The sequence below is a fragment of the Pontibacter ruber genome (genome assembly GCF_023630205.1).
In the GTDB taxonomy this organism is placed as follows: domain Bacteria; phylum Bacteroidota; class Bacteroidia; order Cytophagales; family Hymenobacteraceae; genus Pontibacter; species Pontibacter ruber.
The window spans coordinates 277,837-290,265 of record NZ_JALPRR010000003.1 but is presented as its reverse complement, the minus strand read 5'-3'; the positions used below and the strand labels follow the sequence as shown (position 1 = coordinate 290,265).

Genomic DNA, 12,429 nt, shown 5'->3' with positions numbered 1-12,429 from the left:
GCTTTCCTGCCTAACGGCTGCCACTGTCGTGGCACCGGAAACCCAGAAGGCGCTCTTTAAAGAGGGCCCCTACCCCCACCCAAGGACTGGAAATGACACTGCTTCGTAAGCAGCTATGCAACCGGAACCATTTGTAGGGACAGGTCGCGACCTGTCAGCGCGATACCTGCAGCAATGAAACTTCTACTTGGGAAGAAGCAACAGCCAAGCTCCCCTCCTTAGACAAGGAGGGGCAGGGGTGGTTGGATAACAGCAACGATGAAACATGCACTAGTTAACTAGCAAAGGCCTACTCCCCTCCTCTAAGGGGTTAGGGCGGGTTTATACTTTAGCGGATTCAGATCTCCCTTGTTTTAAGAGAGCGCCGGTATGAGGATCACTCCATTCATAATTCATAATTTCTAATTCCTAATTTCCTCAACACGCTTTGCCTAAAAATTTTTACCTTCGGGATTAGTTTGATTACCCTGCGCATGGCTCAATTATTTTTCAGACAAACCACCGTTTACGAGGAGTTTCATGCTCCGCTTTCCCTCTTTGAGCTGCACCAGCAGATTCGCGAAGAGTTGGAAGTGGCGTTTCCGGAGAGCTATTGGGTTGTGGCCGAGATCGCGCAGGTGTCGCCGGACCGGCGCAAAGGCCATTGCTACCTGAACCTGGTAGACAAAGGCGACGATCCACGCGGTCAGATGCTGGCACAGGCCAGAGCCACGATCTGGAGCACGCGTTACCAGATGCTGGGCCGCTACTTCGAGGATAAAACCGGACAGCCACTGAAGGCAGGCCTGAAGATCCTCTTTCAAGCCAATGTGCGCTTTCACGAGCTGTATGGCCTGAGCCTCGATATCGTCAACATCGACCCGAACTATACCATCGGCGACCTGGCACGTCAGCGGCAGGAAACGCTTAAGCGACTGGAAGCAGAAGGCTTGCTTACTGCTAACAAAGAGCTGGAACTGCCACCCGTACTGCAGCGCCTGGCCGTTATTTCTTCTGCTACGGCAGCCGGTTACCAGGACTTCATCCACCAACTGGAAAACAATGCGTTTGGCTACACCTTCAGCACCCGGCTTGTACCAGCTACTGTTCAGGGTAACGAGGCTCCGGCATCAATAGAACGGGCGATGGAGCTGGTGGCAAAGTATAAAGAGCACTTTGATGCCATTGTGCTGATCCGTGGCGGAGGCTCTCAAACCGACCTGAGTTGCTTTGATGACTATGCGGTAGCCTCCTCTATCGGGTATTCACCGCTGCCGGTGCTTACGGGCATTGGCCACGAGCGCGACGAAAGTATAGCTGACCTGGTAGCGCACACCCGCCTGAAAACACCAACAGCGGTTGCTAACTTTATCGTAGACAAATCCAGGGCAGCAGAAGAATATGCAGAAAGCCTGTTCGATAGCATCCGGATGTTTTCGACACAACAGATAAAACTAACCGGTGACCGGCTTGAGCGCCAAAGCCTGAAACTTTCGAACCTGACAAACGAGCACCTGCAGGGCCGGAAAGAGAAACTGGAGCTGCTCTCACGGGCGTTACTACTCAAGCCAAAGTCTTTCCTGGACAACCAGAAGCACCTGGTAAGCGACCTGGAGCGGGATATAAAGTCCTCGACCAAAGACATGCTGCACGAGCGCGAAAGGCGTTTGAGCGAGCAGTCGGTGTGTGTGGAGGGCATAGGCCAGCGCTGGCTGCACATGAAAGAGCACGACCTGAACAAGCTGGTGCACTGCATCGAAACAGAAGCCAAAGACAAGCTGAAAAGAACACAGCTGCAGTTTGTGCAGCGGAAAGATAAAGTAGCCTACTGCACCCGGCAAAAGCTGCAGACAGAGGCGCACCGCATCAGTCTGCTTGACATGAGCATCAAAGCCAATGATCCGGAAAGGCTGCTGCTACGGGGTTATACCCTTACCTTGCTGAACGGGAAGATCATTAAAAGTATAGGAGAAGTAAAAACAGGAGATGTAGTAGAAACCAGGCTCAAGGACGGTACCCTCCACAGCCTGATTGTAAATAAAGACGAAAACAATGAATAAAGATATCAACAGCATGACTTACCGCGAGGCCGTTCAGGAATTGGACGAGATTCTGCGCGCCATTGAGAACGACGCCGTCGACGTTGACGAGCTCACCCAGAAAGTACAGCGTTCCTCCCAACTCATCAAGCTCTGCAAAGACAAGCTGCGCAGTGCCGAGAATGCCATCAACCAGGTATTCAACGAGGAGAACTGCGAACCTCCTCAGAAGTCGCAGCCAACCGACGACCGGAATCCGCAGGGTAACGGTAAGCTTTTTTAGACACTTTGATAAATGAAAAGGCCCCTGCTAATGAGTAGCAGGGGCCTTTTCATTTATGGTTTATACTTTAAGTTCATACTTTAGGCCTTTTTCCCCAGGTTGATTTCCTCCTGTGTTCTTTCTTTCTTTTCAGGCTCTACCAGTCTGTTGAGCAGGCGGCGTACTTCCGAACAGGAATCCAGGTGGTACTTTGCCACAGAGTAAGAGTTGCCGATCTTCACCGTATACGCATCGCGCGGCATGGCCTTGAAGATGTCTTCATCTCCCCAGTCGTCTCCGACAGCAAGTATAAAATCGTGCGGATACGTGCTGAGCCAGTGGTTGGTAGCCTTGCCTTTGTTTACCTCCTGTGCCTTTATCTCCACAGCCATCTGCCCGTCAATCACCTGCAGGTCGCTGTTAGTCGACAGGAAGTTCAGGTGGCTCACTAGTTCCCGGGCACGCAGCTCGCCAAGGCCGGTCTCCACTTTCCGGTAATGCCAAACCAGCGAGTACTCCTTCTCTTCGATAAAAGATCCCGGTGTACGGTCTACATACAAGTCCATGATCAGGCGGATGTCGCTCTTCCAGTCATCCATCAGGCTCAGCATGGTTTGCCAGCCGGCTCCCAGTTGCTTTATCCAGACGCCGTGTTCGGCAATCAGGTCTATTTTCAGGTGGCCCAGCCAATCCTGCATGGTATTTCTGTCGCGCGAACTTACGACCACTACCCTGTTCTTCGGGCTGCTGCTCAGGGTATCGAGCAGTTCCAGTAAATCCTTATCCGGCTCTGCCCTTAGCGGCGCCCCTTGGTAATCTACCAGCGCTCCGTCATACTCCAGGAAGAAGAGGCGCGAGCTGGCTGTGTTGTAGGAGTCGCTTAGTTCCTTGTAAATAGCATCGTCGAGGTACGAAGTAGCAAGCGACAGCTGCTTGATCTTAACGTATGCCAGGCGATCCATGAACATGCTCACCCAGTGATGGATGTTGTAGCGCCGCAGGGAAACCTGCATGTTACGCATGTGCTGCACCTGCTCTTCTTCCGGCATTACCAAGGCAGCGTGCAGCGACTCTACCAATTGGTTTATATCGTTGGGGTTGATGAGCAAGGCCTCTGAAAGCTCTTTGGAAGCACCCGCCATTTCGCTCAGTATCAACACTCCTTTCTGGTCCAGCTTGCTGGCAATGTACTCCTTGCACACCAGGTTCATGCCGTCGCGCATCGGTGTAACCAGCGCCACATCGGCCATGCGGTAGAAGGCAGAAAGGGTTTCGAGCGGGTACGAGCGGTAGAAGTACTGGATCGGGTTCCAGTTGATGTGGCTATATTTGCCGTTGATACGACCTACCAGCTCATCGACCTCTTCCTTCAGCTCTTTATACTTCTCCACGGCATCCCTTGAAGGCACTACCAGCATCACCAGCGTTACCTTTTCATGAAACTCCGGGTACCGCTCCAGGAACATTTCAAACGCTTTCAGGCGCTGCGGAATGCCTTTGGAGTAGTCAAGGCGGTCGATGGAAAGTATGATTTTCTGATTTTTGAAATTGGCCCGGTAAATATTTTCCCGTTTTTTCACTTCATCCGAGCCTGCCACGGTTGCATACTTTTCATAATCGATGCCCATCGGGAACGAGTCGACCAGCAGCGAGCGCGAACCGGTATTGATCCAGCCGTGCATACTTCCATGACCGATGATCCTGTTCACAGAGCTCAGGAAGTGACGCATGTCGTCGTAGGTATGGTAGCCAAGCAAGTCGGCACCCAGCATGCCTTCGAGTATCTCTTTGCGCCAGGGCAGCAGCCGGAACACCTCATACGACGGAAACGGAATGTGCAGGAAGAAGCCGATGGTGGCATCAGGCAGCTTTTCGCGAAGCATGGAAGGCAGCAGCAGCAACTGGTAATCGTGTACCCAGATGGTGTCTTCAGGGCCGGCCTGTGCTACCACTTCGTCGCAGAACTTCTGATTTACTTCCACATAAGTTTCCCAGAGGTTCTGGTCGTATATGGCATACTGGCTGAAATAGTGGAAAGTGGGCCACAAGGTCTCGTTGCTGAAACCTTCATAGAACTCTTTGATCTCAGCTTCCGACAGAAATACAGGGTGCATGCTCTCCTTGTGCAGGTCTTCGTGTATCTGCTGCTGTTTTTCAGCATCCTCTACAACCATGCCGGGCCACCCTATCCAAATGTTGTCGCCTTCTTTATAAATAGACCCCAGGCCTGTTGCCAACCCGCCTTCGCTTGGCTTATAGGTTAGCTTCCCCTCCTTCTCCTGGAGCTTAACCGGAAGCCTGTTCGATACAATGATCAGTTTTGCCATTTGCTGTACTTCTTATACAGGCAGCTGACCAACAGTACACTGGTGCGGATGTACTGCAATTCAGAAGTCTGTTTTGTAGTTGTTTGTTGTTTATAGTTTGCGGATCGGTTGCAAGTTCTCCCTTATCATACGTGACAAGCGTTTTACACGTTTTGGCTATATAGAAGAACAACTATAAACCCAAAAACATCAGCTATTTATTTTCTGATAACAAGTGTGGTTATAACCTATAGCCATTTTCAGGAGTACCAACTCTGATAGTTGCCTTTGCAACCGGATCAGATCAGATAAATTAATTTATGGAAGATTCAGGCCTTTTGTTCAGCCGGGTTGATAACCTCGTGATAGGGCTTGCTATTTTAGCAATAGCCGCTCTGACGGGGCTTTTTGTTAAGTATATTCTTTTCAGGCTGCTCGATTTGTACAATAAACGGGAGTCTCCCCATCTGACTTTGTCGATTACCAGGCACCTGAGCAGCGCTTTTACCGTGTTCCTGCCCCTGCTGTTTGCCTCCTTTGCGTTGCCCACCACCCCATTCGACGAGCGGCAATTATACACGTTCAGGCGGGTTTTTGAACTGGTAAATATCGCTGTCTTTGGCTGGATACTTGTGAAAGTGACGTATGTGGCCCAGGATATGGTGCAGCTGAAGTATCATATCGAAAAACCCGATAATATCCGGGAACGAAGGCTTTTTACGCAACTTCAGTTCATCAAGCGGCTTACCATTATCATGATCATTTTTATCACGATCTCGCTGATCCTGCTCAGCTTTGAGTCTGTTAAGCGCCTTGGCACGGGTATGCTTACTTCGGCAGGTATAGCTGGTATCATTGTGGGCTTTGCGGCACAACGCTCACTTGCCAACCTGCTTGCCGGGCTTCAGATCGCTTTTTCGCAGCCCATCCGCATAGACGATGTGCTGGTGGTGGAAAACGAGTTCGGGCGCGTTGAGGAAATTACCCTCACACACGTGGTGCTCCGCCTCTGGGACCAGCGCCGCATGATACTGCCCCTCAACTATTTTATCGAGAAGCCCTTCCAGAACTGGACCCACACCGGCTCCGACATCCTGGCTACTGTGTATTTGTACACCGACTATACCATACCTGTTGACGAACTGCGGCAGGAACTGGATCGTATCCTGGCAACCACCAACCTATGGAACAGGAAAGTAGCAGGGCTGCAGGTAACAGATGCGAAGGAAAATACCGTACAGCTCCGGGCGCTGGTCAGCGCCGACGGATCGGGAGAGGCTTGGGACCTGCGCTGCCTGGTGAGGGAGAAATTGATAACTTATATCCAGCAAAAATACCCGCAATCGTTGCCTCGTTTAAGAACCGAACTGGTTGGAGAAGCAATCCAGCTACTCGGCCGCCAGCAAGTATAAATATAAAATATAAACTCTTAAAGTATAACATTCAACCACCCTTAAACACCAGCCATGGCGCTGGCATACGCTGCACATGAACTACTTCGCAGGCCTCGACCCGGCCCTTGTAGAATGGGTCATCATTCCGCTACTCATTTTTATGGCCAGGATTATGGACGTGACGCTGGGAACGCTGCGGATCGTTTTCATATCTAAAGGAAACAAAACCATCGCCCCGCTGCTTGGCTTTCTGGAAGTACTCATCTGGCTGGTAGCCATTACGCAGGTAATGCAGAACCTGAGCAACGTGGCCTCTTACCTGGCCTGGGCGGGCGGCTTTGCGACCGGTAACTTCCTAGGGCTTCGAATTGAGCAGAAACTGGCGCTGGGGCAGATGGTAGTGCGTGTTATCACGGTGGAGCCTGCCGATAAACTCATTGACCGGCTGAAAGGGCATGGCTACCGGCTAACTTGTGTGGATGCCCGCGGCACCCGTGGCAAGGTTAACCTGCTGTTCATGATCGTGAAGCGCAAGAAACTGCCCCACGTGCTCGATATCATCCGCGACTACAACCCGCAGGCATTTTACTCGATCGAGGATGTACGTTCGGTGTCGGAGCACAACCTGCCCCAGGAAGATGAGGAACGAAAGATCAATTTCATGAAGTACTTCCCGCTTCGTAAAGGCAAATAATTATACTTCAGAAAGCGGTTTATACTTTCTGCTGCCAAAGGGCGGCGGAAGGTGATCTGCTGACAGAGCGCTCCATATTTAAAAAACAGAAGCCTCAGAATTTATACTTCTGAGGCTTCTGTTTTCTGGTTTATCCTATTGCATTGGTGGTGTCTGCTATACCTGTTCCGGGCCTGTACTTGAAGTACACCACGGCCATAGGCGGCAGCGTCAGCTCCAGCGAATAGTTGCGCCCGTGGTACGGCTCTGCCACTGTTTGCAGCGGCCCGCTGTTCAGCACATTGCTGCCACCGAAACGGCTGTCGTCTGTGTTCAAAATTTCTTCCCAGCTTCCGTTTTCCGGCACACCGATTCTGTAATGCTCGTGCGTTCCGGGTGTCAGGTTACAAACTACCAGCAGGTGGTCCTGCGGCGAGTTTCCTTTTCTCAGGAAGCTGATAACGCTGTTGTGCGTATCGGCAATATCCACCCACTCAAAGCCGCTGCTATCGAAGCTGCGCTCGTACAGGCTCGTTTCCTGACGGTACAGGTGGTTAAGTTCCCGCATCAGTTGCTGCACGCCTGCATGGTTGTTGTACTGCAGCAGGTGCCAGTCGAGGCTGCTGTCGTGGTTCCACTCGCTGGTCTGGGCAAATTCCCCTCCCATGAACATCAGCTTGCCTCCCGGGTGTGCATACATGTAAGCATACAGGGCGCGCAGGTTGGCAAAGCGCTGCCATTCATCGCCCGGCATTTTACGGATCAGCGATCCCTTGCCATGCACCACCTCGTCGTGCGACAACGGCAGCATGTACCGCTCAGAGAACGCGTAGATCATGCTGAACGTGATATCGCCCTGGTGGTAGCGGCGGTAGATCGGGTCGGTTGAGAAATAGCTGAGCGTATCGTGCATCCAACCCATCATCCATTTCATGTTGAAACCCAGTCCGCCATGCTCCACATCGCCTGTTACTGCCGGCCATGCCGTAGATTCCTCGGCTATCGTCTGCACGTCTGGGAAACGCTCGTGCACCGCTTCGTTAAAATCTTTGATAAAGGAAATAGCCTCCAGGTTCTCACGCCCGCCCTGCTCGTTCGGGATCCACTCGCCGTGCTTACGGGAGTAATCCAGGTACAGCATAGAGGCCACGGCATCCACACGCAGGCCATCGGCGTGGTACCTGTCCAGCCAGAACAGCGCATTGCTGATCAGGAAGGAGCGTACTTCGTTACGGCCGTAATTGAAGATGTAACTGTTCCAGTCCGGGTGGTAGCCCTTGCGCGGGTCCGCGTGCTCGTATAGGTGCGTGCCATCAAAATAGGCCAGGCCGTGCTCATCTGTCGGGAAGTGCGAGGGCACCCAGTCCAGTATTACGCCAATGCCTTCCTGGTGCAGCGCATCGATCAGGTGCATTAGGTCCTGCGGCGAGCCGTAGAGGCTGGCAGCGGCAAAATAACCGGTAACCTGGTAGCCCCACGAGCCATTGAACGGGTGGTACATCACGGGCATGAACTCTACGTGCGTAAAGCCCATTTCTTTCACATAAGCCGGTAAGACCTCTGCCAGTTCGCGGTAAGCGAGCGGACGGTTGTTGTCTTCGGGCTTGCGGCGCCAGGATCCCACGTGCAGCTCGTACACGGAGAACGGCTGTGATTTTCCGATCAGCTGTTTGCGGTTCTGCAGCCAGGCCTCATCGTTCCAGGTATACTTCATGTCGCAGATGATGGACGCAGTCTGCGGCGGCATTTCGCGGGCAAAGGCAAACGGATCGCTCTTCTCCACATGATACAGGTGGTAGCGCGACTTGATGTGGTATTTGTACAGCATGCCCGCCTTTACATCCGGAATGAAGCCTTCCCAGATACCTGAATGATCTTCGCGCACCTGCAGCGGATGGCTCTCACGGTTCCAGTGGTTAAAATCGCCCATCACAGAGACCTGCTCCGCATTGGGTGCCCACACGGCAAAGTACGTACCTTGACTGCCGGCATGTTCCATTGGGTGCGAGCCAAGCTTTTCGTACAGCGTAAAGTGTTTGCCTTCTCTGAACAGGTATATATCGAACTCGGTAAGGCGGCTCACATCGTAGTACACATTGCGCTCTTCCTGCGGCTTTGCCTCTGCCGCAGCAACCGTTGCCGCTACCGGAGGTGCCTCCGGCAGTGCTACCGGCGGGATCACCTGCTCAGTACCCGGGCTTTTTCTTGGCCTGCCGCGTTTTACCGGTACTGCTTCACCTGTTGCCGGGGCCATTGGCTCGGCAGTATTGGCCCGCGACCTGGTAGCTCGTGGCTTAGGGACAGGCTGCTCTCCGGGCATTTCCGGTGGCACGCTTGCGTCCGGCGTAACTCCCTTTGCAGCAGATCGCCTGCCTGCTGCTTTTCCTGTACCTGTTAGTTTTTCCTGGTCTTCCTTACCTTCCGTTCTTTTAGCCATTCTGATATTTCCTCATGATATACTTAATGCCTCTGATCGGGATAAGCACCCAATCAGGACGGTTGTTCAGTTCATACCCCAGTTCATAGATTGCCTTCTCCAGCAGGAATGTTTCCATCAGCACGTCAAAGTCCTCTTCTTTTGCAGGTACCACGCCGGTACCCATGGTTTTGTTGAGGTAACAGTGCATAAAGAAACCGCTGGCATAATGGTACCACTGCTCTGCCCACTGCTCCAGGTACGCTATATTTTCTTTTCGCATACTGCTTTGCTGGAAGAGCGCGTTGTAGGCAGCATAGTGGAGCGAGCGTATCATACCTGCCACGTCGCGTAAGGGCGAACGTTTCAGACGGCGTTCGCTGAAAGAGCGTGCCGGCTCGCCTTCAAAATCGATAATGAAGAAGTCTTTGCCTGTAAAGAGCACCTGGCCAAGGTGATAGTCCCCGTGCGTACGGATCTTCTGCGTGTCGATCTTATGGGCAAAAATGCGCTTCATGCGCTCGAGTATCTGGCCGCGCATCTGCAATACTTCCTCGGCTTCGCCCCGCACATTTTCAGGCAGGTTGGGCAGGTGTTTGCTCAAGGCATCGAAGTTGCTACGCACCAGCGACGTAAGCGAAGAAAACAGCGAGCGCTGGTAGTGCAGCGAAAAATCTTCCGGTGTGAAGTCGCGGTGATCGTGTACAGAAGCCAGCGCCAGGTGCATCTCTGCGGTGCGCAAGCCCAGCAGCTCAACCCGCTCCACGTAGGCACCACCCAACTGCATCTGTATCTCTTCCGGTATATCTGCAAAGGCAACCGGCCGCGACAGCGTACCTACAGGCGATTTGGCCGATACGTGCTCTGTCTGGGTCTGCAGGCGCTCAAAGAACCGTTTCAGCGATTCTTCCATGTAGTTCCAGGCATCGCCCTGGTTCGGCACCAGTTCCTGCAGCATCATCAGCACCATCGGTGGCCGGCCTTCCTGCTGATGCTCTATCGCTCCCAGGAAAAGCGGCACGTTCTTAAATCCAACCCGCTCCGACAGGAACTCCACTACTTCCATATCCGGGTTGATGGTGCGGTCGAGCTTGCGGTAAAACTTCAGGAAGAAGAGATTGTTGTAGATGATGGACGTGTTGCTCTGCTCGGCGCTGAGAATTCTGGAAGTAACCGGCTGCTCCACCTCGCCCAGCATTTTGCCTACTGTACGGTTGCTGTAGCCCACTACTTCTCCTTTTTCCGTTTTAGCCCGCTTGCGTTTGGCGATCGACTGCAAGGCAAACTGGCGGAAGTCTTCCGAGTACAGCGCATCGTAAAGTATACCTTCTTTTGAGTCGACAGCTACCCTGGCAATTACGCTGTTGGGCTGCGTTGTAATAAGCTCCTGCTCCTGGTCGCCTGTGGCAAAGGCAATCGGCAGTTGGTACAGTTCCGGCAACCCTTCGTTGTAACTTACTTCAATAAAGAGCAGCATGGCCCCCTGCCTGCCTACCGGAAGCGGAATGTTTTCCACGATCTGCATGCGCTGTATGGTACGGGCTTTGCCTCCGAACCAGCGCTTGTTTAGAATATACGGCGGCAGTACCCTGCTTTCCAGGGCTTTCAGCGACTTGGCCGGCAGCGGGTTCCGAAGTGGGGCAAGTTCCAATACTGGCCGCTGCTGTTCGGAGCTGATCATGGTGGTAACTTCCTGCGGCTGCAGCTCAAACCAGTAGTAGCCATAAGCACCCAGTGTAAACAGGTACTTGTCTTCTTTTACAACAGGAAACTTGTTGCGGCTGAATACTTCCACCGGCACATAGCCTTTAAAATCCTGCAGGTCGAGCTCCACCGCCTCCGGAAAGCGCGACAGGTTGGCCAGAACCAGGATGTTCTCGTCCTGGTAAGAGCGCACAAATGCCAGTACTTTGGAATTACTAGGATTCAGGAATTTTATACTTCCGCGGCCGAATGCCTTGTAGCGCTTGCGCATGTTGATGGTGCGCCGCATCCACCAAAGCAACGAGCTGCTGTTGTGCTCCTGCGTCTCCACGTTCACGGATTCATACTTGTACTCCGGGTCGATGATGACTGGCAAGTATAACTTCTGCGGATTAGCAGTGGAAAAACCAGCGTTGCGGTCATCATTCCACTGCATTGGCGTGCGTACCCCGTCGCGGTCGCCGAGGTAGTAGTTATCGCCCATACCGATCTCATCGCCATAGTATACTACCGGCGTACCCTTCATCGAGAAGAGCAGCACGTTCATCAACTCTATTTTGGAGCGGTCGTTGCCCAGCAGCGGCGCCAGGCGGTGACGGATGCCCAGGTTGATCTTGGCCAGCGGATCCTTGGTGTATACTTTGTACATGTAATCGCGCTCCTCGTCGGTCACCATTTCCAGCGTCAGCTCGTCGTGGTTGCGCAGGAACATGGCCCACTGGCAGGTTTCCGGTATTTCCGGCGTCTGGGTAAAAATGTCGATGATCGGGTAACGGTCTTCCATCTTCAGAGACATGAACAGGCGCGGCATGATCGGGAAGTGATAATTCATGTGGCACTCGTCGCCGTTACCAAAGTATGATGCCGAATCTTCAGGCCACATGTTGGCCTCTGCCAGCAGCAGCTTGCCGGTATACTTGCTGTCGACGTGGGCACGAAGCTTTTTGAGGAAGTCGTGTGTTTCCGGCAGGTTTTCGCCGTTGGTGCCTTCCCGTTCAAACAGGTATGGCACGGCATCCAGACGGAAACCATCCACCCCCAGGTCAAACCAGTAATCCAGCGTCCGGAACACTTCTTTCTGCACGGCTGGGTTATCGTAGTTCAGGTCAGGCTGATGGGAGAAAAAGCGGTGCCAGTAGTACTGCTCGGCCACCGGGTCCCAGGTCCAGTTGCTGGGCTCATAATCGGTAAAGATGATGCGCACATCCTTATACTTGTTCGGATCGTCGCTCCATACATACCAGTCTCTGTACTTCGAGCCTTTTTTGGCACGGCGTGCCCGCTGGAACCACGGGTGCTGATCGGAAGTATGGTTGATAACCAGCTCTGTAATTACCTTAAGCCCACGACGATGCGCCTCCCGGATGAATAGCTTGAAATCCTGCATGTTGCCGTACGACGGATTGATGCTGAAATAGTCAGCAATGTCATACCCATCGTCTTTGAGTGGCGAAGGATAAAAGGGCAGCAGCCAGATCGCCGTCACCCCCAGGTCTTCCAGGTAATCCAGCTTCTGCATCAGGCCTTTAAAGTCGCCGATGCCATCGCCGCTGCCATCCTTAAAGGCCTTGATGTGCAGCTCGTAAATGATGGCGTCTTTGTACCAGTGTATGTTGTCGTCTAAAAGGGTGTTTTCGTCTGCCATAAATTGGTCTT

At 52.8% G+C, this 12,429-nt stretch carries 7 protein-coding genes; 4 read left to right on the top strand and 3 right to left on the bottom strand.

Annotation, left to right across the window (positions count from 1 at the left end; translation table 11 throughout):
• Positions 1 to 473: 473 nt before the first annotated feature.
• Complete coding sequence (xseA, locus tag MJ611_RS13085; protein WP_250430263.1) at positions 474 to 2,039, top strand: exodeoxyribonuclease VII large subunit; 1,566 nt, start codon at positions 474 to 476, stop codon at positions 2,037 to 2,039.
• Positions 2,032 to 2,301 carry an exodeoxyribonuclease VII small subunit gene (gene xseB / locus MJ611_RS13080; RefSeq protein WP_250430262.1) on the top strand — a complete coding sequence of 90 codons (270 nt, stop codon included), beginning with the start codon at positions 2,032 to 2,034 and terminating at the stop codon, positions 2,299 to 2,301. The genes xseA and xseB overlap by 8 nt, the downstream gene beginning before the upstream one ends.
• An 80-nt stretch (positions 2,302 to 2,381) precedes the next feature.
• Here xseB and MJ611_RS13075 read toward each other — a convergent pair whose 3' ends face one another.
• Positions 2,382 to 4,607, bottom strand: coding sequence for a bifunctional alpha,alpha-trehalose-phosphate synthase (UDP-forming)/trehalose-phosphatase (locus MJ611_RS13075; protein WP_250430261.1), 2,226 nt, complete (start codon positions 4,605 to 4,607; stop codon positions 2,382 to 2,384).
• A 299-nt stretch (positions 4,608 to 4,906) separates the two neighbouring features.
• Between MJ611_RS13075 and MJ611_RS13070 the strand changes: the two genes are divergently transcribed.
• Together MJ611_RS13070 and MJ611_RS13065 are read left to right on the top strand one after the other, a co-directional pair.
• Entirely contained in the window at positions 4,907 to 5,998 is a 1,092-nt protein-coding gene (locus MJ611_RS13070) for a mechanosensitive ion channel family protein (protein ID WP_250430260.1), read from the top strand.
• A 76-nt stretch (positions 5,999 to 6,074) separates the two neighbouring features.
• Complete coding sequence (locus MJ611_RS13065) at positions 6,075 to 6,674, top strand: DUF2179 domain-containing protein (RefSeq protein ID WP_250430259.1); 600 nt, start codon at positions 6,075 to 6,077, stop codon at positions 6,672 to 6,674.
• A 130-nt stretch (positions 6,675 to 6,804) separates the two neighbouring features.
• Here the strand turns inward: MJ611_RS13065 and glgB are convergent, their stop codons facing one another.
• Entirely contained in the window at positions 6,805 to 9,090 is a 2,286-nt protein-coding gene (gene glgB / locus MJ611_RS13060) for a 1,4-alpha-glucan branching protein GlgB (RefSeq protein ID WP_250430258.1), read from the bottom strand.
• Entirely contained in the window at positions 9,083 to 12,418 is a 3,336-nt protein-coding gene (treS, locus tag MJ611_RS13055; protein ID WP_250430257.1) for a maltose alpha-D-glucosyltransferase, read from the bottom strand. The genes glgB and treS overlap by 8 nt, the downstream gene beginning before the upstream one ends.
• Positions 12,419 to 12,429: the final 11 nt, after the last annotated feature.

Bases quoted from the DNA above. Each gene is read 5' to 3' on its own strand.
- glgB (WP_250430258.1), bottom strand. From the start codon at position 9,090: ATGGCTAAAAGAACGGAAGGTAAGGAAGACCAGGAAAAACTAACAGGT.
- MJ611_RS13065 (WP_250430259.1), top strand. From the start codon at position 6,075: ATGAACTACTTCGCAGGCCTCGACCCGGCCCTTGTAGAATGGGTCATC.
- MJ611_RS13070 (WP_250430260.1), top strand. From the start codon at position 4,907: ATGGAAGATTCAGGCCTTTTGTTCAGCCGGGTTGATAACCTCGTGATA.
- xseA (WP_250430263.1), top strand. From the start codon at position 474: ATGGCTCAATTATTTTTCAGACAAACCACCGTTTACGAGGAGTTTCAT.
- xseB (WP_250430262.1), top strand. From the start codon at position 2,032: ATGAATAAAGATATCAACAGCATGACTTACCGCGAGGCCGTTCAGGAA.
- MJ611_RS13075 (WP_250430261.1), bottom strand. From the start codon at position 4,607: ATGGCAAAACTGATCATTGTATCGAACAGGCTTCCGGTTAAGCTCCAG.
- treS (WP_250430257.1), bottom strand. From the start codon at position 12,418: ATGGCAGACGAAAACACCCTTTTAGACGACAACATACACTGGTACAAA.